Annotated in this window: 25 protein-coding genes and 1 pseudogene; 16 read left to right on the top strand and 10 right to left on the bottom strand. The window is 68.5% G+C overall.

Features of this window, described 5'->3' with window-relative positions; all coding sequences use genetic code 11:
- The first annotated feature begins 347 nt into the window (after positions 1-347).
- From OG946_RS00345 to OG946_RS00330, 4 genes are all read left to right on the top strand, one after another.
- The gene (locus OG946_RS00345; protein WP_326794129.1) at positions 348-1103 is read left to right on the top strand and encodes a (5-formylfuran-3-yl)methyl phosphate synthase; all 756 of its coding nucleotides are present in this window, start codon (positions 348-350) and stop codon (positions 1101-1103) included.
- An 8-nt stretch (positions 1104-1111) separates the two neighbouring features.
- On the top strand, positions 1112-2515 hold the full coding sequence (locus OG946_RS00340) for an aldehyde dehydrogenase family protein (RefSeq protein WP_326794128.1): 1404 nt from the start codon (positions 1112-1114) through the stop codon (positions 2513-2515).
- A 2-nt stretch (positions 2516-2517) separates the two neighbouring features.
- Positions 2518-3621: an NAD(P)-dependent alcohol dehydrogenase gene (locus OG946_RS00335; RefSeq protein ID WP_326794127.1), complete on the top strand. Its 1104-nt coding sequence runs from the start codon at positions 2518-2520 to the stop codon at positions 3619-3621.
- Positions 3622-3704: 83 nt separating this feature from the next.
- Positions 3705-4610 (top strand): class I SAM-dependent methyltransferase, encoded by a 906-nt coding sequence (locus OG946_RS00330; RefSeq protein WP_326794126.1) that lies wholly within the window; start codon positions 3705-3707, stop codon positions 4608-4610.
- Positions 4611-4763: 153 nt separating this feature from the next.
- On the opposite strand, the gene OG946_RS00325 is transcribed toward OG946_RS00330, so the two are convergent.
- Positions 4764-5297, bottom strand: coding sequence for an EF-hand domain-containing protein (locus OG946_RS00325; protein WP_326794125.1), 534 nt, complete (start codon positions 5295-5297; stop codon positions 4764-4766).
- 422 nt (positions 5298-5719) lie between these two features.
- On the opposite strand from OG946_RS00325, the gene OG946_RS00320 reads away from it, so the two are divergent.
- Positions 5720-5965 (top strand): hypothetical protein, encoded by a 246-nt coding sequence (locus OG946_RS00320; RefSeq protein WP_326794124.1) that lies wholly within the window; start codon positions 5720-5722, stop codon positions 5963-5965.
- A gap of 219 nt (positions 5966-6184) precedes the next feature.
- Here OG946_RS00320 and OG946_RS00315 read toward each other — a convergent pair whose 3' ends face one another.
- Entirely contained in the window at positions 6185-7513 is a 1329-nt protein-coding gene (locus OG946_RS00315; RefSeq protein WP_326794123.1) for an NAD(P)/FAD-dependent oxidoreductase, read from the bottom strand.
- A 124-nt stretch (positions 7514-7637) separates the two neighbouring features.
- Between OG946_RS00315 and OG946_RS00310 the strand changes: the two genes are divergently transcribed.
- The 3 genes from OG946_RS00310 to OG946_RS00300 all read left to right on the top strand — a co-directional run bounded on the left by OG946_RS00310 (position 7638) and on the right by OG946_RS00300 (position 10786).
- The gene (locus tag OG946_RS00310; protein ID WP_326794122.1) at positions 7638-8153 is read left to right on the top strand and encodes an HIT family protein; all 516 of its coding nucleotides are present in this window, start codon (positions 7638-7640) and stop codon (positions 8151-8153) included.
- Positions 8154-8777: 624 nt separating this feature from the next.
- On the top strand, positions 8778-9578 hold the full coding sequence (locus OG946_RS00305) for a MerR family transcriptional regulator (protein WP_326794121.1): 801 nt from the start codon (positions 8778-8780) through the stop codon (positions 9576-9578).
- Positions 9575-10786, top strand: coding sequence for a glycosyltransferase (locus OG946_RS00300; protein ID WP_326794120.1), 1212 nt, complete (start codon positions 9575-9577; stop codon positions 10784-10786). Before OG946_RS00305 ends, OG946_RS00300 begins: the two co-directional genes overlap by 4 nt.
- A gap of 49 nt (positions 10787-10835) precedes the next feature.
- On the opposite strand, the gene OG946_RS00295 is transcribed toward OG946_RS00300, so the two are convergent.
- Positions 10836-11120 carry a hypothetical protein gene (locus OG946_RS00295; RefSeq protein WP_326794119.1) on the bottom strand — a complete coding sequence of 95 codons (285 nt, stop codon included), beginning with the start codon at positions 11118-11120 and terminating at the stop codon, positions 10836-10838.
- A gap of 410 nt (positions 11121-11530) precedes the next feature.
- Positions 11531-12775, bottom strand: coding sequence for a PP2C family protein-serine/threonine phosphatase (locus OG946_RS00290; RefSeq protein ID WP_326794118.1), 1245 nt, complete (start codon positions 12773-12775; stop codon positions 11531-11533).
- A 496-nt stretch (positions 12776-13271) separates the two neighbouring features.
- Between OG946_RS00290 and OG946_RS00285 the strand changes: the two genes are divergently transcribed.
- The 5 genes from OG946_RS00285 (at position 13272) to OG946_RS35985 (ending at position 16788) form a co-directional block, all read left to right on the top strand.
- Complete coding sequence (locus tag OG946_RS00285) at positions 13272-13736, top strand: hypothetical protein (protein ID WP_326794117.1); 465 nt, start codon at positions 13272-13274, stop codon at positions 13734-13736.
- Between the two features lie 25 nt (positions 13737-13761).
- Positions 13762-15264, top strand: a complete 1503-nt coding sequence (locus OG946_RS00280) for a sulfatase family protein (protein WP_326794116.1) — start codon at positions 13762-13764, stop codon at positions 15262-15264.
- 108 nt (positions 15265-15372) lie between these two features.
- Complete coding sequence (locus OG946_RS00275; RefSeq protein WP_326800100.1) at positions 15373-16167, top strand: sulfatase-like hydrolase/transferase; 795 nt, start codon at positions 15373-15375, stop codon at positions 16165-16167.
- A 223-nt stretch (positions 16168-16390) separates the two neighbouring features.
- Complete coding sequence (locus OG946_RS00270) at positions 16391-16552, top strand: hypothetical protein (RefSeq protein ID WP_326794115.1); 162 nt, start codon at positions 16391-16393, stop codon at positions 16550-16552.
- A 107-nt stretch (positions 16553-16659) separates the two neighbouring features.
- A complete protein-coding gene (locus OG946_RS35985) occupies positions 16660-16788 on the top strand; it encodes a hypothetical protein (RefSeq protein WP_442814580.1) in 129 nt (42 codons plus the stop codon).
- Here the strand turns inward: OG946_RS35985 and OG946_RS00265 are convergent.
- Together OG946_RS00265 and OG946_RS00260 are read right to left on the bottom strand one after the other, a co-directional pair.
- Complete coding sequence (locus OG946_RS00265) at positions 16785-17366, bottom strand: hypothetical protein (protein ID WP_326794114.1); 582 nt, start codon at positions 17364-17366, stop codon at positions 16785-16787. The genes OG946_RS35985 and OG946_RS00265 overlap by 4 nt on opposite strands.
- A 110-nt stretch (positions 17367-17476) precedes the next feature.
- Positions 17477-17836, bottom strand: a complete 360-nt coding sequence (locus OG946_RS00260) for a hypothetical protein (RefSeq protein ID WP_326794113.1) — start codon at positions 17834-17836, stop codon at positions 17477-17479.
- Positions 17837-18003: 167 nt separating this feature from the next.
- On the opposite strand from OG946_RS00260, the gene OG946_RS00255 reads away from it, so the two are divergent.
- On the top strand, positions 18004-18315 hold the full coding sequence (locus OG946_RS00255) for a hypothetical protein (protein ID WP_326794112.1): 312 nt from the start codon (positions 18004-18006) through the stop codon (positions 18313-18315).
- Here the strand turns inward: OG946_RS00255 and OG946_RS00250 are convergent.
- The 4 genes and pseudogenes from OG946_RS00250 to OG946_RS00235 all read right to left on the bottom strand — a co-directional run bounded on the left by OG946_RS00250 (position 18279) and on the right by OG946_RS00235 (position 20540).
- Positions 18279-18965: a hypothetical protein gene (locus tag OG946_RS00250; protein WP_326794111.1), complete on the bottom strand. Its 687-nt coding sequence runs from the start codon at positions 18963-18965 to the stop codon at positions 18279-18281. The two genes, OG946_RS00255 and OG946_RS00250, sit on opposite strands and share 37 nt — an antisense overlap.
- Positions 18966-19302: 337 nt before the next feature.
- Positions 19303-19749: an SMI1/KNR4 family protein gene (locus OG946_RS00245; RefSeq protein WP_326794110.1), complete on the bottom strand. Its 447-nt coding sequence runs from the start codon at positions 19747-19749 to the stop codon at positions 19303-19305.
- Positions 19750-19944: 195 nt separating this feature from the next.
- Positions 19945-20106, bottom strand: a pseudogene (locus tag OG946_RS00240) (DUF6233 domain-containing protein); the annotation flags it as partial.
- 59 nt (positions 20107-20165) lie between these two features.
- Positions 20166-20540 carry a hypothetical protein gene (locus OG946_RS00235; RefSeq protein ID WP_326794109.1) on the bottom strand — a complete coding sequence of 125 codons (375 nt, stop codon included), beginning with the start codon at positions 20538-20540 and terminating at the stop codon, positions 20166-20168.
- 491 nt (positions 20541-21031) lie between these two features.
- Between OG946_RS00235 and OG946_RS00230 the strand changes: the two genes are divergently transcribed.
- Both OG946_RS00230 and OG946_RS00225 read left to right on the top strand, forming a co-directional pair.
- Positions 21032-21175 (top strand): hypothetical protein, encoded by a 144-nt coding sequence (locus tag OG946_RS00230; protein WP_326794108.1) that lies wholly within the window; start codon positions 21032-21034, stop codon positions 21173-21175.
- 308 nt (positions 21176-21483) lie between these two features.
- Complete coding sequence (locus OG946_RS00225; RefSeq protein ID WP_326794107.1) at positions 21484-21750, top strand: hypothetical protein; 267 nt, start codon at positions 21484-21486, stop codon at positions 21748-21750.
- The last annotated feature ends 266 nt before the right edge of the window (positions 21751-22016 follow it).

Here is a 22016-nt window from a genome sequence, read left to right as displayed (position 1 = left end):
CGGCGCCGTCGTCGACATCGACCACCTCCGACGTCGCCCTCGACTGAACCCCGCGAGCGAAGCGTCAACCGGCTGCGTGATTGAGCTGAAGCGCAATAGTTGTGGCAAAGGCAGGCTAATTATCATGAATACCACTAATTATTAAATTAATTGGACGAATCATTTGCTGTGGGTCGGTTAGCTATGATATGTACGGCGCGCGATGCATGGGTATGAGCGCCCTGGGTACTCTGTGCGCCCTCCCGGTTCCTCAGGGTGACGGCAATGATGAGCGCACCGCACATCAGCCAGGTGATCCGCGGTCCCCTGTCCCTCGGCCTGGCGGACTGGCGGCGAAGGAGGTCAGGGTGTTGCTTCTCATCTCCCCGGACGGTGTCGAGGAGGCTCTCGATTGTGCGAAGGCGGCGGAGCATCTCGACATCGTCGACGTGAAGAAGCCTGATGAGGGCTCTCTCGGCGCAAACTTCCCCTGGGTCATCAGGGAGATCCGCGACGCGGTCCCGGCGGACAAGCCGGTGTCCGCGACCGTGGGGGATGTCCCGTACAAGCCCGGCACGGTAGCCCAGGCTGCGCTCGGCGCGGTCGTCTCGGGGGCCACGTACATCAAGGTCGGCCTCTATGGATGCACGACGCCTGATCAGGGCGTCGAGGTCATGCGCGCGGTCGTCCGGGCGGTGAAGGACCACCGCCCGGACGCGCTCGTCGTCGCCTCGGGCTATGCCGACGCCCACCGGATCGGCTGCGTCAATCCGCTCGCCATGCCCGACATCGCCGCCCGCTCCGGCGCCGACGCGGCCATGCTCGACACCGCCGTCAAGGACGGGACGCGGTTGTTCGACCACGTACCGCCGGACCTCTGTGCGGAGTTCGTCCGGCTGACCCACGCGTCCGGTCGGCTTGCGGCCCTCGCGGGCAGTGTCACGCAGGCCGACCTCGGTCCGCTGACTCGCATCGGTACGGACATCGTGGGCGTGCGGGGAGCGGTCTGTGAGGGCGGTGACCGCAATACCGGAAGGATCCAGCCGCATCTGGTGGCCGCCTTCCGGGCGGAGATGGACCGGCACGCCCGAGAGCACACCGTCGGCGTCTCCTCCGTGCACTGACCGCCGTCATGCTGCCCTCTGAGGCCGACCGTGTCCCCGGATACCTGGCCGCACGTTTCGCCGTCGTCGACCCGGCCACCGGGGAAGCTTTCGACGAGGCTCCCGATCAGCAGCCGGACGAGTTGGACGCCGTGGTCGACCGGGCCCACCGGGCCTGGCACCGTTGGCGGGCCGACCCTGTCGCACGCACCGCTGCGTTGCGCGTGGCGGCCGACGCAGTGGAGGCGGCCGGCGATGACCTCGCCCGGTTGCTCACCCGGGAACAGGGCAAGCCCCTGGCCGAGTCGTACGCGGAGGTCGCCCGTACGGCGGCCCGCCTGCGCTACTTCGCAGACCTCGCCCCCAGAACCCGGCGGATCGTCGACGGCCGGCCGGTGCGCAGCGAGATCCGCTGGCGACCGCTCGGGCCCGTCGCCGCGATCGTGCCGTGGAACTTTCCCCTCCAGCTCGCGGCGGCGAAGTTCGCGCCCGCGCTCGCGGCGGGCAACACCATGGTCCTCAAACCGTCCCCGTTCACTCCTTTGGCCACCCGGCTGCTCGGTTCCGTCCTTGCCACCGTCCTGCCCGAGGACGTCCTGACGGTCGTCACCGGCCGCGAACCCCTCGGTGCCCGTCTCGCGTCCCATCCGGGCATCCGCCACGTGACCTTCACCGGTTCGGTGCCCACCGGGCGGGCCGTCGCCGAAGCGGCGGCGGCCTCGCTCGCGCGGGTGACTTTGGAACTGGGCGGCAATGACGCTGCCGTCCTGCTGGACGACGTCGACGTGGACCGGATCGCCGACCGGCTGTTCTGGGCGGCGTTTCGCAACTGCGGGCAGGTCTGCATGGCGGTCAAACGCGTCTACGCCCCGGCCCGGTTGCACGCCGAGGTCGTCGAAACCCTCGCCCAGCGCGCCAAGACCGTCGCCGTCGGGGCCGGCCTCGACCCGGACACCCTGCTGGGCCCTGTCAACAACGCCCCGCAGCTGGCCCGAATCGAGCAGGTCACACAGCAGGCTCTGGCGGGCGGCGCCCGGGCGGCGGCGGGCGGCCACCGGCTGGACGGGCCGGGTTACTTCTTCGCTCCCACGATCCTCACCGACGTGCCGCCCGGCAGTCCGGTGGTGACCGGGGAACAGTTCGGACCGGTTCTGCCGGTGCTGCCGTACCGGAGCCTCGACGAAGCCGTCGCCGCGGCCAACGGCACCGGCTTCGGACTGGGTGGCTCCGTGTGGGGTACCGATCTCGACCGGGCCGAGGCGGTGGCGGATCGGCTTGAATGCGGCACAGCCTGGGTCAACCATCATGCCGAACTGTCCCTCGCCCAGCCCTTCGCAGGTGTCAAGGACAGCGGGGTCGGCGTCGCGGGCGGGCCGTGGGGGCTGTACGGCAACCTCCGGCCGTTTGTCGTCCACCGCCCGCAGGAGGCGTGACGATGAGGTTCCAGGCAGCCGTATTGCGCTCCTACGAGAACCCGTTCACGGTCGAGGAGGTGGTTCTGCGGACGGAGCCCGCCGTCGGCGAGATCCTGGTCGAGATCGCGGGCACCGGGATGTGCCGGACCGATCTCGCGGTCCGGCGATCGGCCGGCCGGAGCCCTGTGCCGACCATCCTCGGCCATGAGGGCGCCGGAGTCGTGGTGCGGACGGGGGGTGGCCCGGACGCCGCGATCGGTGTCGGCGACCACGTCGTGCTGAGCTTCGACTCCTGCGGACACTGCCGGACCTGCCGCGGCGCGGCCCCCGCCTACTGCGACTCCTTCGCTTCCCTCAACCTCTTCGGGGGGCGCAAGGAGGAACCGCCGCGGCTCACCGACGCGACCGGTAGACCACTGGCGCCCCGGTGGTTCGGGCAGTCCTCGTTCGCCCAGTACGCCCTCGTTACGGCTCGCAACGCTGTACGGGTCGACCCCGCATTACCGCTCGAACTGCTCGGGCCCCTCGGCTGCGGCTCCCTCACCGGCGCCGGAGCCGTGCTGAACACCTTCGGCGCAGGTCCCGGCGACAGCCTCGTGGTCTTCGGCGCGGGAGCGGTGGGCCTGACCGCGGTGATGGCGGCCACCGCCGCAGGCGTACTGACGCTGGCCGTCGACCGGCATCCTGACAGGCTCGCTTCGGCCGAGCGGTTCGGTGCGACCCCCCTGCCTGCCGCCTCACCCGACCTGCCCGAACGGATCCGGCGACTGACCGACGGCGGCGCCCAGTACGCGCTGGACACCACGGCCTCACCCCCGCTCATCAACAAGGCGCTCCAAGCCCTGCGACCCACCGGCAGCCTCGGCCTGGTGGCACGCCTCCACACCCCACTGGCGCTCGAACCGGGCACGCTCGACCGTGGCCGCAGCATTCGCCACATCTGCGAAGGGGACGCTGTACCCGGAGTGCTGATACCCCGGCTGATCGGTCTGTGGCAGGCCGGACGCTTCCCTTTCGACCATCTGATCCGCACCTACCCGTTGGCCGCCATCAACGAGGCCGAACGCGACTGCGACGCGGGCCGTGTGGTCAAACCCGTCCTGCTCCCGGAGAGAACAAGCTGATGAACGAGGCACGCGGCGCCGAGGATTCACCCCATCTGACAAGTGAGCATCTCGCATCCCCCACCTCTGCCAACGGAGGAAGCATGGCAGGCACGACGCCCCAGCACACAGACGTGGAAGGCCTGGACCGAGGTGTGGGCCTGACCGCCCTCCTGGTGGCCGCGGCACGGGCCATCGAAACCCGCCGCCACGACAGTCTGGCCCAGGACGCCTACGCGGAACACTTCGTGCGCGCGGCCCCTGCCTGCGCGGACTGGCCGGTGCGCATCGAGCAGGTTCCGGACGGGGACAACAACCCGCTTTGGGGACGGTTCGCCCGCTACTTCGGCCTGCGGACGAGGGCGCTTGACGACTTCCTCCTGCGGTCGGTCGGTGCGAGCGCCCGCCAAGTGGTCCTGCTGGGAGCGGGGCTGGACACCCGCGCCTTCCGGCTGGATCTGCCGTCCGACTGCGTCATCTTCGAGATCGACAGGGCAGGCGTGCTGGCCTTCAAGCAACGGGTGCTCACGGACCTGTCGGCTGACCCGAAGGTGAAGCGCGTCCCCGTACCGGTCGACTTGCGCGAGGGCTGGGTCAGCGCGCTGACCACCGTCGGCTTCGACCCGGCCGCACCGAGCGTCTGGCTGGCCGAGGGACTCCTCTTCTACCTGCCGGGCCCCGCTGAGACGTACCTCATCGACACGGTGGACAGGCTGACCACCGGAGGCAGCGCTCTGGCCTTCGAAGCCAAGCTGGAAAAGGACCTACAGGCGTACCGCGACAGCCCCATCTACACGGCGACGCGCGAACAGATCGGCATCGACCTGCTCCACCTCTTCGACAAGGGGCCACGACCCGACTCCGCAGGCGCCCTGACGGCCAGGGGCTGGTCCACCTCAGTGCACACGCCCTTCGACTTCACCCGCCGGCACCGACGCGGCCCCCTACCCGAGCCCAACGATGCGCTGGAGGGAAACTGGTGGGTGTTCGCGCACAAGCCCTCGCCATGACGCCCGCAACGCTCACGACGACTCCCGCACGGGGCCTGAGGCCGGGCCCGGGCCTCAGGCCCCGTGCGGGGGGACGCGTCCCGATGGAAGCCGGCAGTTCGGTTACGTCGTAGCGGTGCCGCCCACGGCTGGGAAAGCCGCTGACGGACCGTGTCAGACGGCCCGGGCAGCCACCAGTTGGTCGCCCGGGATCCCGGCCATGTCCGGCGCGTAGTAGTCCTTGATGCCGTCGGCCCACGTAGCCACGGTGATGCGGTCCTTGGCGTCCGGACCGAAGGCATCGAAGAGGGCGTGGATGTTCGCTTCTTCGAATCCGATCGCCATCATCAGCGATACGAAGAGGGGGCGCTCGATCAGGCCGTCCCCGTCGGGGTCGCCGAGTGCGGAGAGGGCTTCGGCGAACTCGGCGATCGTGGAACCGAAACGCTCGGGGTCGAGCACGAACGGACGGAACTCGTCCACGGTGATCACACCGTCGCCATTGGCGTCCAGCTCAGTGGCCAGCGTCGTCCAGTAGCGGCGGAACGCGGCCCGGATGGCGGCCTTGGCGCCGTCGTCCGAAGCAGCCGCCGCCTCCAGAACACGGCCCGTCATCAGGTCGAAGTCGTCGGAGTCGATGACTCCGTTGCCGTTGGCGTCGAAGAGGGAGAAAACCAGCTCGACCCGCTTGGCGGCCTCATCTCGCATTTCCATCACCTGTCTTTTGCGACCCGACGATTCCGGGCCTGGGCCAATAAGGGCCTCCACTCAACCGTGTTGGGACACACGAGAATCTCCTGCCAGCTGCACTGATGCGACCAAACGACCACGATGTCGGCGGCCTCGACTGCCCTTCCCAACCCAGCGCGTGTAACGGCCATGAGCCATAGAACCGCCTTGACGAGCCGCAGGCTCTCGATCTTCGCTTCTGGTGGCAGAAGGACTGCTGAATGAGCGTATGTGACAAGTCGGATGCCTCGCCTGTGACAACCAGACTGCTTCGATCGATCCCATTCGCCAGCTCATCGGACCCCGCTGGTGACGTCGCTCGACCAGGACAGCAAACTCGGAGACGTCTCTGCCGTCGATCCCTATGCGATCTACGCGTCGGGCGGCAAGGGGCTGGTCGAGTGGGCTCCACCGAGTGGGCCGACGAGTACTTCTGGCTGATCGATGCCGAGCGGCCGGGCGATTACCCCATCCTTGCGCGGTCCAATGACGACGGCGCATGGAAACGGCACGACATGTCCACCTCTGAGTTCCTCTACCGCCTCCTTGCCGATGCCGATTTTCAACCTTTCGGAATCGCGCAGTACGACCTCGGCACAACGTTCGAGCACGGATCCGGCGGCCCATTCGACGGCCAGCCGCTCTGACGAGAGGCTGGCCGTCCCACGTTCGCGGCCACGACAGTGCCGTCGTCTCGTCGAGATCCGTGAGCCAGGTGATCACCAACTGCCTACGGAACTGGTCGCCAAACGCTGTTCCTGGAGATCGACGAAGCCACGAGCAGAAGATTCATGGAGAGGGGCAGCGGCGCCCGCGGTCCGGCCGCTACGTGGAGGCAGGCAGCACGAGGTCCAGCCCAGCGCGGTTCACTCCCGGCCGCCGGGGATTCGTGGGGTCTCCGGCGAGGCGGTGTCCAGGGGCACCGACCAGGGGCCGACGAGCCCGAGCTGCACCGCCTGCCGCGGCAGCAGCGCGTCCATGGCCCAGTCGACCGCGACCCGGGCGCGCCCGGAGGGCATGGCCAGCAGGTGGTAGCCGCGGGTGAGGGCGGCGGCGAGTGGGCCCGCGATCTGGAGGCCGAGGGGGTCGGCGGCCGCCTTGAGGCCACCGAGGTCGACGGCGAAGCCGCGCGGATGGTGCCGGTAGGGCTGCTGCTGGCCGCCGGTGAGGGAGGCGGCGATGTTGCGGCCGGCGAGCCGGCCCTGGGGCACCGCGTGCTGCGCGGTCATCGTCGCGTACTCACCGGGCCTGTTCGGGTCCGGCACGGCGGCGGCGTCGCCGCAGGCGTACACCTCGGGGTGCCCGGGCACGTTCAGGAACTCGTCGACGATCAGCCGGCCCTTCTCCAGCGGCAGGCCCACCGACTCCACCAGCGGGTCCGGCCGCACGCCCACGCACCAGATCAGCGAGCGGGTGCCGACGAACTCGCCGTCGTCCAGCAGCACACCGTCGCTCGTCGCCTCCTTCACCGACCTCCTGGTGCGCACGTCGACGCCACGCCGGCGCAGCACGCCGGTGGCGGAGCGGGACATCCGCTCGTCCATCTCCGGCATGATGCGCGGGGCGATGTCGAGCAGCTTCCAGCGCGGGCGCGGGCCGCCGCGCCTGTCGTCGTAGCGGCGGGCAAGCGCCTTGGTGAACAGCGCGCCGTGCGCCGCCACCTCGGTGCCCGTGTAGCCGGCGCCGACGACGACGAAGGTGCAGCGCGCCGCGCTTTCTTCCTCGTCCTTGGTGCTTGCGGCCAGCTCGATCTGCCGGGTGACGTGATCGCGCAGGTAGAGAGCCTCGGGGATGCCGCGGAAGCCGTGCGCGTGCTCGGCGACGCCCGGGACGGGCAGCAGCTTGCTGACGCTGCCGACGGTGACCACCAGCCGATCGAACGAGGTCTCGCCGCGGTCACCCTCGGGACCGGTCCACCGCAGCCGTCCGGCGTCGAGGTCGACGGTGTCCACCTCGCCGAGCACCAGCCGCACGCGCGGTCGGAGCCCGGCCAGCGGGACGCAGATGTGGCGTGCTTCGAGCACGCCGGTGGCGACGTACGGCAGCATGGGAACGTACAGGAAATAGTCGTTCGGGTTGATGAGCACGATCTCGGCGTCGTCCGGCGCTCGCCGGGCAAGCGTGCGAGCAGCCTGGTAGCCGGCGAAACCGGCGCCCACGACCACGATCCGTTCGCGCGGCACGCGATCCGTCACCTCCGCAGAAGACGACGAGTCCTACACCCCGGGTCTCCCTGCAGCATGCGATCAAACATCCGGGGGCGCCACCCGGGGCCCCTGCGCAGATCCCGATCTGCTCGCGGCTCGGGCACTGTGGCATGTGTTGTTCCTGGTAGGGGAGCCGGGACCGGCTTGGACGGTGTCCATTGGAGAAGAGGCGCGGGTGCGGCGGGGGCCGTGTTTCGTCTGTGCCTTCGTCGTGGGTGACCCGGCCTACCGCCGGGAGCACGAGCTGATTCACGAGGATGCTGATCACATTGCGTTCCTTGTCCGGTGGGCGACGTTACCGGGCAAGGTCCTGGTGGCGCCGAAGGCGCACGTTGAGCATGCTGTGCGTGATCTGGACGAGCCCGCGTACGTGCGGCTGATGCTGCCGGTGCGCAGGGTGGCTCCGACGGTCGAGGCCGTTGTCGAGCCCGAGCGGACGTATCTGCTGTCGCCGGGCAGCAAGCAGGGCAACGCGCACCTGCACTGGCACGTCGCCGGCCTGCCCCCGGGGGTTCCGTACGAGCAGCAGCACCACGCCCTCATGAGCGAGAACGGAGTGCCAGCCGTGGCGCTGGACGAGGAGGTTGCCCTGGCGGCGCGCCTGCGCCGTGCGGTCAGCAGTCTGTGAACCAGCCGCGATCTCAGCCAGCGATCCCAGGCCATCACCGACGAAACGGCAGTCCACGCCCTGGACCGCACACTGACCGCCCTGTCCGTCGACCCCGCCCTCGGCACCCCGATCCCCGGCTCCCACCCCGAGCTGCGCGAGCACGCCGACAACGTCGATGACGTCCGCGTCATCTACTACGTCACCGTGCTGCACACCGTTATCGTCATCGCCTACATCGAGTACTGACCAGCATCAACCGGCGGTGCCCGGCCTGCTTCACACTTCAGGCGCTCCCACCCGGCCCGGGTCTCCGGGCCCCCGGCAGCTGTAGTGCCCAGGAGCCGGCTCCGTACGGCCACGCGGCCGGCACCCGGGGCGTCTCGGGTGCCGGCTCGCGCAGGGGCACGCGCCTTCGGGCGGTGGAGCAGAAGATCGTCGGAGGACTTCAGCGGGCGAGGGCCACCATCATGGTCTCGTCCGGCCAGCCCGCCACGGGCGTCACGCCCTTCTCGCCAGAACCTCAACGAATGATCTGTGCGTCCTTCGTCGCCTACGCGGCACGTGCCGCGCCCCGCTTCGAGCGCGAGTTGACCCTCCCCTTACGTCAGGCTTGAGGCTGTATGCCGACGAAAGGGCAGGTGGATGAGCTACTCCGTGGGGCAGGTCTCGGCCTTCGCCGGCGTGACAGTGCGGACACTGCATCACTACGACAAGGCGGGACTACTGTCGCCAAGTGACCGCAGCCACGCCGGATACCGGCTCTACAGTGAGGCTGACCTGGTCCGTCTCCAACAGATCCTCTTCTACCGCGAGCTCGGCTTCCCCCTCGATGAGATCGCCGCGATCTTCAAGGATCCGCAGGCGAACCCCCTGGAGCGGCTCCGGGCCCGGCAACGGGAGCTGAGTGAGGAGATCGCCAGGCTGCAGCGGCTGGCCGAGGTAGCGGAACGGGCGATAGAGGTCCAGAAGACCGGAGTGTCCCTGACCCCTCAAGAACGCTTCGAGGTCTTTGGTGAGATCACCTTCGACCTGAGTTATGCCACCGAGGCAGAGCTGAAATGGGCGCGATCGCAGGGGAAGCGCGAGGCGATGACGCGCGCGGCTGCCCACACCAAGGAGGATTGGCGTCAGCTCATGGAGGAAGCCGCCGCCTGGCGCGCCGAACTGCTCGCGGTCTTCGACGAGGGGGAGCCGAGCGACGGCGATCGGGCCATGGACCTCGCCGAGGAGCACCGCTTGCACATCGCACGCTGGTTTGCCGCCTGCCCGCCTGACATGCACCGACGCATCGCGGACGACTTCGTCGCCGACCCGCGCGCCTTCGCTCTGGTCGTACCGCCCTCGCAGCAACGCCCGGGCCTGGCCGCGTATACACACCACGCGGTTTACGCCAACGCGGCCCGCCACGCAGGTGGCGGTAGCGATTGTGAGGAGGGCCGATGAGGATCCTGATCGCCACGGCCGGATCGCGCGGCGACGTCGCGCCCTATACGGGTCTGGGTGCTGAACTGAGCAGGGCCGGGTATGACGTTGCCGTCGCCGCCACAGACCCCTTCGCCCCCCTCGTACGCGACGCAGGGCTGGAATTCCGCCGTCTGCCCGCCGACACGCGAGTGCGCGGCGGCACAGGCAAACGTGAACTGATGCGGACCGCTGCCGCGTTCATCACCGAACTGGGCCAGGGCTTCGCCGATGCGGTGGACGAGGGCACGGACTTGCTCCTGCTGTCTACCACTACGGCCCCCCTCGGCTGGCACCTCACCGAGGCCATGGGCATACCGAGCCTCGGCGTGTACCTCCAGCCCACCGCACCGACCGGCGACTTCCCGCCCGTCGTGACCGGCTCCCGCTCGCTGGGACGTCTCGTCAACCGAGCAACCGGACGCTTCGCCCTGCGGATGGCCGACCGCGTCTACGAACAGGCGGCCGCAAAGCTGCGCCACCGCCTTGAGCTCCCCCCGGCCTCCCCCTCCGAGATGCGTCGACGACAGGAACAGGCGAATTGGGCCATTTTGCACGGCTTCAGCGCGACCCTGGTGCCCCGTCCCTCCGACTGGCGCTCTGGCCTGGAGGTCGTAGGCAATTGGTGGCCCCATCACGATGAATCCGAACGGCTGCCTACCGAGCTTGAGGACTTCCTGTGTTCCGGGCCCCGGCCCGTCCTCATCGGCTTCGGGAGCATGGCGTCGGGTGACGGGGAACGGCTGAGCGAGATCGCTGTACGAGCCTTGCGCCACGCCGGGCTGCGGGGGATCCTCCAAGCCGGCAGCGCCGGACTCGCCGCCGACGGGGACGACGTGCTCACCGTCGGGGACGTGCCGCACGCCCTGCTGTTCCCACAGCTGGCTGCGGTGGTCCACCATGCTGGGGCTGGCACCTCGGCCGCCGCGCTGCGCGCCGGAGTGCCTGCGGTCACCGTGCCGGTGACCGCAGACCAGCCGTTCTGGGCGCGGCGGCTAGCCGCCCTCGGCGCCGCCACTGACCCGATCCCCTTCCGGTCCCTCACCGCCGAAAGGCTTGCCGACTCACTTGAACAAGTGGTGAAGCAGCAGGCACACAGCCGAGCCGCCGCAAGAGCGGCGAAACGTTTGGTGACCGAGAACGGAGCAGGTCAGACACTTAAGATCATCCAGCAACTGGCCGATGGATGAAACCAATCCCTTCTGGTGGCCCCAAGTACGGCCAGGCCGTGAGGGTGAATCAGACCGCGAGCCCGGCTACCAGCCCCACAGTGAGTCCGGCGATGAGCCCGGAGAGCAGCCCGGCCGCGAGCCCGATATCCATGCGGTAGATGTAGGGAAGCGTTGCCAGGAAGAGGTCCCACCGGGCCAGATCCGACCTACCGCCGCGATGGGTGTGCGGGAAGCGGGCGAGGAAGGCCAGGGTGCGCTGTGCCGCAGCCGCCTCCCCACTGACGTACCAGACCAGCGCCGGCGCCCTTGCCGCAGCGCGTAGGGCAGAGCCGCCCGGATGCCGTCTTGCCATCGCCCCGCGTCCGGCGGAATCGAGTTCCTCGCCGGGCGCCGACCCCGAGCTGCGCGGTGCCGGGCCGGACGGGATCGTGCCAAGCAGGTTCGCACTGGTCAGTCCGCGCCGTGCAGAGTCTGGCGATGGCGTCTCCGGTCCGGGGCAGAGGCGGTGGCCGACCGCCAGCCGACTTGCTCCTCCGTGCACCCGGGCGGAGGTCGGGGGGATCTCACCTGCTCATGCTCGGAGTGCAGACAGCATCTCGGAGGACGATCCTTGCCAGCCGTCTCCTGTTGGGCGCGCCTCCTGTACCGCGGGTTTCTCGTGAGTGGAAGGAAGGAGGTGCCGCCGAAGGCACCACATCCTGTCCGTCCACACGTACTGCCCGTCGGCGGATGGGCCGGTCGCACGAGTTCCGCTGTGCGGGTTCACAGACGCACGATGATGAGGGCGATGTCGTCGCGGGCGCCGCCGGCTACGCCGAGGCGGGCGAGCAGGGTGTCGGCGAGGCGTTCGGTGCTGAACCTGCTGTAGCGGGCGAGTGTGTCTGTCAGCCGGTGCAGGCCGGCGTCGATGTCTTCGCCGCGGCGCTCGATGAGTCCGTCGGTGTACAGGACGAGGGTGGCGCCGGTGCGGTAGGGCAGGCTGGCCTGGGGCCGCGCGATGTGTCGGGGGCGCGCGCCCAGCGGTGGGTCGGTGGCCTTGTCCAGCAGATCGCAGGTGCCGTCGGGGTGCAGCAGGATCGGTGGGGGGTGGCCGGCGCTGCTGTAGGTGATCCGGTGGCTGCTGGAGTCGATGACGGCCTTGACGGCGGTGGTGGCCAGCGCACCGCTCACGGCGTGGGAGTACAGGTCCAGGACATCCAGCGCCTTGGCCGGTTCGCGTAGCGCCCGGACCGCGGCGGACAGTGCGCTGCGCAGCATGCCCATAGCGGCTGCGGCTTCCAGGCCGTGCCCGACGACGTCGCCGACGGCGACGGCGAAGCCGTTATCCGGAAGGTCGACCACGTCGTACCAGTCGCCGCAGACGTTCAGGGACCCGGCGGCGGGGAGGTAGCGCACCGTGATGTGCTGGTGGTGGGCCAGATCCGGTGAGTGGAGCATGGCCTCCTGCAAGGTCAAGGCGACCTGCCGTTCCCTGGCGTGGGCCCGGCGCAGTTCCTCGTTCAGCCGCTGCAGCTCTCGCGCCCGCACGTACAGCTCGGCGTCCATCGCTTCGCGTTTGCTGAGCGGCCCGCCGCCGCTTTCGGCCGGCTGGCCCGCGCGGGCCAGGATGAACGCGGTCACGTCCTCCACCCGGTGGATGATCCATGCGACCTGGCCGTCCGGCCCGAGGACGGGCGTGTTGATCGGGGACCACCACCGCTCCTCGAAGGCCCCTGGCCGGCCGGGGCGAGGGATGTCGTACTTCAGCAGCGGCATCGTGTCCGGTTCCTTCGTGCGCAGGGCCCGGTGCAGCGAGGCGTCCAGGTCCTGCATCCCGCTTGAGTGCGGGTCCGCCGGATTTCGCGGGAAGGCGTCGAACAGGTATTGGCCGATCAGGTCTTCCCGGCTCCGGCCGGTCGTCTGCAAGTACGCTTCGTTGACGTCGACGATCACCAGGTCCGGGCCCAGCACCAGGTTCGGACTGGGCGTGGCCATGAACAGCGCCTTGTAATCGATCTGCGAGGTCACAGGTCCGTGCCAGCCCTTTCCGATCACCGGAGATTGCCGCCCTGCCGCAAATCTAGACCAGGCACAGTGTCCGCCCCCGTCGTGACCCGCCAACCGGCGGTCAACGTGTGCGTCCGCGAGCTCAACGACCAACTCGGCGGCCCGCACGACACGGCCACCGACCTCTCTTTCACCCTCTCCGGGTCTGGCCGTCTCCAACGCATCGCTGCGGCCTGCACGGGCTCGCTTCTCCATCGGAAAGGCTCTGACCAGGTAAATTGCGCTGCTTCACCAGCGCTTAGATAACGGTGAACTACGCCGATTCTCCTCCCGTCTGTATGACACAGCCGGGTTGCCGTCATCGGCATGATGGCCGCTCGCCGGAGACGATGTTGCGGATTCTTGAAGGCCTCGTTTCGGTTGTTCCGGCATTTGCCGTGAAGGGGACAGCCCGACGTGGCCTGCCTCCTAGCCTATGTGTGTACATCTACTTGACCGGCTCGGATATGGAGTCAGCGTGGAGCACACCGCGCCCCGGCGCGTCAGCCGTCCGGGTCTGCTGCGGGCCACCGGCGCGGCCGCGGGGACGGCGGAGGCGGCTGCTGGCGACGGCGGCGTGGGGCGGCCCGGGCGGTGGTCTGACGGCTGGGCCGGCGGCGGCTGCCCGGTGGAGCGTGCTCCTCGTCGTGACGATCACCGCTCATTGGCGCGGGCCACCCTGTCGTCCGTACGCCCAATGTACTGGCAGCGCTCGGTCAGCGACGGCTGGCACAAGCTGATCCGCTATCGCCCCGCCCACGGCATCGGCACCGAGCGGGCGCAGCTCTTCGACCTCGCCGACGACCCGCACGACCTCGCTGACGCCGCTGCCCACCAAGTCGGTGTGGCCCGGCTGTCGGAGGAGCTGGTGCGATGGCAGGTCGCCGTAGGCGACCGTGCGGAGCCGTTCGGGTCTCCCTCATATCCGGCTCCACCTGGCTGATAACCGCGACGGGAGCATTCTGAACATGAGTGATCACGCAGTTAGCCGGCGGACGGTGGTATCGGGGGTGGCCGGCGCGGCCGCGCTGAGCCTGTTGCCGCGACGTGCCAGCGCCGACTCACCGCCGAACGTCGTGTTCATCATGACCGACGACCACGCCACGCACGCGGTGTCGGCGTACGGCAGCGCGATCAACGACACCCCGAACATCGATCGGATCGCACGCGAGGGCATCCGGTTCGACAACGCCTTCTGCACCAACAGCATCTGCACCCCGAGCCGCGCCGCGATCCTCACCGGCACGTACAGCCACGTCAACGGCGTCACCACCCTGGACACGCCGTTCGACGCCACCCAGAGCGCCTTCCCCGCGCTGCTGCAGGCGGCCGGCTACCAGACCGCGCTGTTCGGCAAGTGGCACCTCGGCCACGGTGGCCTCCACGACCCACGCGGCTTCGACCACTGGGCCGTGCTGCAAGGGCAGGGCCCGTACGTCAACCCGCAGCTCATCACCCCCGAGGGCCGGGTCTCCCACACCGGCTACACCACCGACATCATCACCGACGTCGCCCTGGACTGGCTGGACCGGCGCGATCCGAGCCGCCCGTTCTGCCTCCTGGTCCACCAGAAGGCACCGCACCGCCCGTGGCGGCCGGACGAGGCGCACGGCGACATGTACGAGGACGCCATCCCGCAGCCTGCCACCCTGCGCGACGACTACGCCGGCCGCTCCGCGGCGGCGGCCGCGGCGAGAATGGGGGTGGCCCGCGACCTCACCGCCACCGACCTCAAGGAGCCGGTGCCCGACGGCCTCAGCTCCGACGAGGAACTGGACTGGAAGTACCAGCGGTACATGGAGGACTACCTGCGCTGCGTGGCCTCGGTCGACGACAACGTCGGCCGATTGCTGGACCACCTCGACGCCCAGGGCCTGACCGACGACACCCTCGTCATCTACACCTCCGACCAGGGCTTCTTCCTCGGCGATCACGGCTGGTTCGACAAACGGTTCATGTACGAGCCGTCCCTGCGGATGCCACTTCTCGTCCGCTACCCCCGCCGCATCGCCCCCGGCTCTGCCAGCGACGCGATCGTCCTCAACATCGACTACGCGCAGACGCTCCTCGACCTCGCCGGCATCCCCGATACCGCCGTGCCCCAGCGGATGCAGGGACGCAGTCTGACCCCGCTGTTCGGCGGCCACACCCCGAAAGGCTGGCGGCGCTCGATGTACTACCGCTACTGGATGCACGACGACTCCGCACACCACGTCCGCGCCCACTACGGCGTGCGCACCGAGCGCCACAAGCTGATCTTCTACTACGGCGAGGGCCTGGGCGTCCCCGGCGCCTCCGACCGCGTCTTCCCACCCGAATGGGAGCTGTTCGACCTGCACAACGACCCCGACGAACTGCACAACGTGCACGACCACCCGGCATACGCGCCGGTGCAGGCCGGCCTTGAGCGAGAATTGGCCCGGCTGCAGCGCCTGTACGGTGACGAACCCGCACCTGCACAGGCCGCTTAGAACCCGTATCCGGACAGGTTGAGTCTCGACCCGACGCCGCCAGGGGAACCGCTCCTCTTCGCCGCTACGGAAGTCCCACCCGCGCCTTGAGATGGCGCATCCGCGGAGCTGTCCCGCGACCAGGAAGGACCGTTGTTCCTCGCATCCGGCATATCCAAACCACACCTGCCCTGGTATGTGCCGCAGAAGTACTTCGACCTATATCCGCTCGAATCCGTCACCTTGCCAACGATCAACGAGAACGACCTCGACGACGTCCCGCCAGCCGCTGTGCACATGGCCAAGCCAGACGGCGACCACCGCAAAGTGATCGAGCACGACCAGTGGCGTCGGGCCGTCCAGGGCTATCTCGCGTCGATCTCCTTCGCCGACGCGGTGCTCGGCCGCATCCTGAACGCCTACGACGCCAGTCCCTGGAAAGACAACACCATCATCGTGCTCTGGAGCGACCACGGCTGGCACCTCGGCGAGAAGCTCCACTGGCGCAAGTTCTCCCTCTGGGAGGAGGCCACCCGCAATGCCCTGATGATCGTCGCGCCTGGGGTGACCACGCCGGGCAGCCGCTCCCACCAGGCCGTCGACCTGATGGGCGTCTACCCAACGCTGACCGAACTCTGCGGGCTTCCCGAACGGGCCGAGATCGAAGGCGCCAGCCTCGTCCCCTTGCTCAGGAATCCCGACGCCGAACGCAAACGACCTGCCCTGACCACCTTCGGCCAGGGAAACCATTCCATCCGCGCCGAGCGTTGGCGCTACACCCGCTACAACGACGGCGGCGAGGAACTCTACGACCACTCAGACGACCCGCTCGAGTGGACCAACCTCGCCACACGACCTGAGTACACCGCAATCAAGAAGGAACTCGCCCAATGGTTGCCGAAGCATAACGCCGCTCCCGTCTGATGTGCTTGTCGGCCAACGCGTTCGTTTCACCGGATCGAGGCCGGCCCGCCCCGGACTGCACGAGCAAACTCTGCGGTATCCGCACCGCATGGGCAAGGTCAGCCGATGCGGATCCTTTTGCTCGGGGTGGCGGCAATTAGGGAGCTGTCCGCCGAGTCATAGGTGAGGGTCCCCTTGGCGCCCAGCCAGTGCGCCGCTGCCTCCGCGAAGGGTCCGCTGGGGAGTGCTCGTCCCGGAGGACGGCTACGTCACCACCGCGCCGGTGAAGTCCTTCCAGCCCCATGGGCACTGGCTGTGGAACACCGCGGGCAACGTCTGGGAGGTGCGCCGACAGCTTCGACCCGGCACCCACGCGGCCCGCGCCGCCGTCCGCCAATGCACGTAGGAATTCGCGAAGAAGGGCTCCGCATGGCGACTGTATCCCCCGGGCAGATCTACACCGGCGCCATGGTTATGCACGAAGGAGAACCGTGGGAGGTGGCCGACTGACTTATCGTCAAAACCGGGACTGCTGCTGCCGTGGTGAAGGCCAAGCTGAGGGACCCCCGGACCGGAAAGGTGCTTCAGACGACTTACGAATCGGGCCAGGAGGTGAAGCTGGCTGACTTCGCCGACCATTAGCGGCTCAGCCCGAATGCTATCAGCTCAGCCCGAGCGGCGATAAACGGGGGGGCCGAGAGTTCGACGTCTTCAGGAACCATGGCAGGTGCCAAGGTCATAAACCGGTGCCCTTCCTGCTCATGCCAGTAGGCAAGGTCCGAGCATACGTGGAGAACCTTGATAATCATGAGGTGCGAACGGCCGCCGGCGGTGGCAAGACTCAAGCCGCAGGCTCTTTCTCTGGCGGATCCATAGATCGACACCGATTCATCCTTGCTCAAAGCCCCTGCCCTCGCCAGGCTCTCTTCATCCCCCCACGCAGCAGGCAGCGCCGGCACCTCGGCGATACCCTGGAGTTTCTCTACTCTGATTGCTCCCGACGGATCCCAGGCTCCCGAAACTCTCACCAGCAGTCCGTCATGTTCATCCAGGTTGTCCGGCCCACCCATGAGTTCAACGGCCCCGCCGGCCACGCGGACCGCGTCGCGAGAGGGCCAGAGCGCCACATGAAGCAGCGAATTCGAGTTGGCCCGCCATTCGACCCTGCCGTAAGTAGTTACACCCTGATCGACCTTGAGGACGAAGTCGCTAGCACTCACTTCTTGTCAGCCCCTGGCCTGCCGTCGACAGCTTGGCGCAAAAATGCGGCAGGGTCCGCGAATGGCAAGTCATGCGATTCTCGGACCCTGCACCCGAGGGAAATACTGCATCAAGTCCGGCGGATGCCCGTCGGCTGCCTCGTGTCGCCCGAGGCCATCTGGCACTCACACCAGAGGATACTCATGGACCACTTCGTGTCGCCCGCGCCCAGCCAGCAGTCGAAGTCAAGAGCACCGGGAATATGCCCGGAACTCGCAGGATTGACGATGGCGTGGCCACGTGCCTCGCAACTGGCCACCGAGTAGAACCAGTCCTCGTAGTAGACCTCCCAGGCCTGAGCCTTCTGGACCGCCGCTTGCGGCGCTGCCACCGGGGACTCGGCGGCGGTGGCCTGCGCCGCCGTCGCAGCACCGAATCCGAGGAGCGCGGCACACATCGCCCCACTTACAGCGAACCTCGACAACTTCATAACAGACTCCTCTCCTGGTTGTCTCGGCATGGCTGTCATCGAGCGCGCTGAACGTACCGCCGGGCGCCGGGGACCGGTCCCGTGACACGACCGCCGGAAACACGACCGATCAGACCGCGGCACGCCCCGCACCCCAGCAGGGCCCCTAGTAGGTGCGCTAGCCGACCATGATCGTTCTCAGCGCCAACGGCTGTACCGATGGTCCCCGAGGCCGGGGTCATCGCGGGCGCGGCGGCATCGACGTCGCACCCGACAAGAACCATCTCCGCGATCGCGCCGCCGAACTGCAGGATCACCGCTGCACGGCCGCCCGCGTCGCCCGCGCTGCTGCGTGCCTGGCCGGTGGAACCGTCGTCCGACGGCTAGTGAGCCATGGCCGCTTGGGCGTCGTCGCGCCGCTCGGTGTCGTCGGCCAGCGCGGCCGCCTTCATGGTGAGTTCGGCTACGGCGGACGCGAAGTCCCGCAGGGGCAGCGGTAGGTGGTCGAGGGCCTGGGGGGCATCGAGGTCGGCGTAGACCCCTGCGAGCGTGGCCTCGAGCAGTTCCTCGCGGTGGGGAGCGGACCAGGCTGTGCCGGTGGCAATGCCGGCTCCAACTTCGTGCCAGATGCCGGAGCTGCTGGTGGCCGGGTCGCGTGGTTGACCGGTGAAGCCGGCCATGTGCTCGCGGGCCTTGGGGTGATGAAGTTCTCGACGGCGCGCGCGTCGGGTACTTGGAGGAAGCGCTGGAACTCGGTTGTGGTGGCGCCGTCGGCACGGAGGTAGGCAGCGATAGTGCCGATGAGCAGGTGCAGGTACTCCAGGCTGTCGGTGAGCCGGTAAAGGGTGCTGCGCTGCCACTCGGCGAAGCAGTCGATGTTGTAGTGCCCCTCGCAGAGGGCGTCGTTGAGGTGGTAGGTGACCTTGGCGGCGTGGTAACGCACCAGACTGGCCAGCTCCGGGGGTACGGGGGTGTCGTACCTGAGCTTGGGCAGCGGTTCGTGGTCGTCGGCATGCTGGTCTTGCTGCTTGAGGGCAGCTCGGTGAGCGAGACGGTCGGTGCGGACTTCGTGCAGTGCGGCCTGGTGGGTTTGCCCGGTGCGGCTGCGCTGTTCGCGGACGGCGTTCTTGCGCGCGTGGTGCTGGGTCATCGCTCGGTCTCCCGTTCGGCGACGCAGCGGTCCCGTGCCCCGCGCGTCTGGGACGAGCTGACAGCGGCGGGGACCGTTGATGATGCGGGCACCTTCGGGCCGTCGTGCTCCGCCGGTAACGGGCCGGGGGAGTCTGGCCGGGGCCGACCCGGTAAGCGCGGCCCAGCGGGACGCTAGCTCGCTCAGTAGGACGCATGGGCAGGGCTGTGCCCGGCCTTGACCATGAGGTTGGCGAAGGTGTCGGAGATCGTTGGTCGATGGGGTACCTGCGTATTGCTCAGATGCGGATACTCCAGTCGATGCAGTGGTCTCCGGAGGGGTGTTCGAGCGTCTCGGGCTAGAAGCGCTTGAAGGGTATGCCGTCGGTCAGGCACGTGGTCAGGTTCTCGATGAACTGGGTGAGACTGGGTGCCCATTCGATGGGGTCGACGGCTCCTGAGCCCAGACCGAATTCGTAGACGTGCCCGTAGGTGGGGCCGGGGCGGTGGTCGATGAAGGCGAGACCGCCGTCGTTGGGGTGCGCGAAGGAGACCCACTGGTGCCGGTGGCCGTTCACGTCGTCCTCGGCCCAGAACTCCGTCTGCGGATATTCCTTCTCGAGCTCGATGAGCTGCTGGTGCACGGCAGCTATGGCCCGGGTGGTATCGAGGCGGTGACCCAGCGGAAGGAAGGAGCCAGCCGGAAAAGGGGGCGATTGCCAACCGGTCTGTTCGGCCACGCCATTGTGGCGTTGCAGCAGGGCAGCGAGTTCGGGATGGAGGGCGAATCCGAGCGCCTCCTCCAATGCCCTGAAGCTCTGCCGAGGTCGCCGGGGGCTGCAGCATCGCGTGGTCGGCAGGTGAGTGAGTTGCCAGCCACTCTTCGAAGCGGTCCCAGGCTTGGTGGAAGGCTGCTGCGGCGTCTACGTGGGCCATGCGGTGACGATAAGTCCTCGGCCGCCCCGGCCGCGTTTCCCTGCCTGACCGGAGGCGCCCGACGGCTACTTCATCGCCAGCAGCCGGTCGGCGCCGCACACCGTGCACGCGGTGGCGCCCGGTCGGGCGAGGGCCCGGAGCGCCTGGGCGGTGGTCAGTGCGCGGGACTCAGAGCCGACGAAGCATCTGTTGTGGTGCACCTCGGTGGGCGCCGGCGGGGGAGTGGCGGGCGGGGTGTGGACGTACCAGCGGTCCGTGTCGTCGCCACGGACCGGCGGCCAGCTTCCTACCGCAGGCTCAGCCGCAGTCGCAGGGGGCGGGGTGCGGGTGGGGGAGCGGCCGGTGCGGGCGCGTACGGGGTGGCGCGGCTGCGGCGTACGGGGACGTGCGTGTGGTAGGCGCCGTCGACCGGCTGGACGTGGGAGGCCGGCGCGGCGAAGGACACGTCGTACGGCTCGGCGCGGACCTCGCCACCCTGCGGGGTGTGGACGGTCGACCGCAGGCTCACGGACACCTGGTAGAACCAGGCTCCGGTGTCGGCCTGGACGCGGCCGTGTAGCCGGCCGAGGATCTGCTGTCCGTCAGGTAGACGGATCCGGATCGGTGCGGTCGGCGCTTCCTCCGGTATCCCGCTGTCGCCGAAGGCGTCGACGTCGCTCATCACGCCGTCGCGCCGGGGGCTCCCTGGCGGTCGTCGTCCAGGGCGTGCTTGAGCTCCGTACGGGCGGCGACCCGGGTGGGGACCTCGAGGGTGTGCCAGTGGGGATGCGTGGTGACGGCGATCGACAGCTTGCGCAGCCGGACGAACAGGTCGCGTTACTGCTCACGTTGGGCGGCGCTGTAGCCGGGGGAGGGAGGCCGGTCGATCGGGCCGGCAGCGGCGGTGGCGGCCTTGGCCGTCCAGCCGTCCAGCCGTCCAGCGGCTCCGCGCTCCACGGGAGCGTCGCACAGAGTGCGTCGTACGCGATGCGGGTCTGCTGCAGCTCTCGCTGCAGGGCCAGCAGGTCGGTAGGGAAGCGCGTGGCCACAGTCATCTATCGCACGTCTGTGCGTATCTATGACGGGAGAGGCGCGCGAGCGGCTTTGGGTCTGACCTGAGCGCTTCCGGGCACGCTGTCGGTATGACGAAAGGGGCGTCCTACCCTCTGCTCCATGCCTTGGGTGACGCTGGCCAGCGCCGTAGTCGGCGCCTTGATCGCGACCGTATCCGCTGCGCTCCTCGACCAGGGCATTGCTGTTCAGGTGATCATGTTCGGGACGCACTGCGAGCCCTGCGGGTACAACGCCGGGCACTGATCAGGATCCGGTGGCTGTCGTGGGACCTTCTTGGAGAGACTCCTGGGCATGCCTGACAACTCGCCGTTCGTCGCTGGCCTTACAGGTGTGACGGCGATCGCGGCCAGTTCGCTAGCGAGCTGGCTGACCAGCAAAGTCAACGCCCGCGCTGCTCGGGTCCAGGTCGATGCGACTACTGAGGCGCAGCGCCGCGAGAGCACCCGTCAGACTCGGCGGGCCGCGTACCTGGACCTCATTGAGCAGGCCCAGGTTGTTGCTGACGGGCTCCGGGGAGTCGACGGTCTCTCGTCCACCGAGTCTGAAGTGCCTTGGCCGCCCACCGCGACCGGCATCAGCAGTTGCGCCGGGCGGTGACACTGATTGACCTGGAAGGCCCTTCCACTGTCCAGGTCACAGCGTCGAACTTGTTGATCATGTCGGGCACCCTTGCCACCGCTCTAGCGGCCATGGCCGAGAACGCCAGCCGGGAGAACCGCCGTGAGTTCCAAGAGACGTTGCGCGCCTACATTCGACTGATCACGCCATTCGTTGACGCAGCTGCCGCAGCATTGAATGAGATGCAGGCGCACTGGTGAGCACGATTCGGAGCGGCTGGTCCTTCAAGAACAAGCTGAGTGTTCCCGGGCATGCTGTCCGCATGACGAGGGGCGTCCTACCCTCTGCTCCATGCGAACGGCAGTGGTCCCGGCGTTACTTGCGGGACCACCGCGGTCGTACGGGCCGGGCTGGGGCAGGGCTGGGCACGACGTCCCCAGACGCCCTTTACTCAACGACGGGCCGCATGCCGACGCCGAGCTGGTGCTGACGCGGTCGAGGAGAGGGGGGCATGTGATGGTGATGC

Source organism: Streptomyces sp. NBC_01808 (genome assembly GCF_035917395.1).
GTDB lineage: Bacteria > Actinomycetota > Actinomycetes > Streptomycetales > Streptomycetaceae > Streptomyces.
Note: the sequence above shows the minus strand (reverse complement) of the source record. Positions and strands in the feature narration are given on the sequence as shown.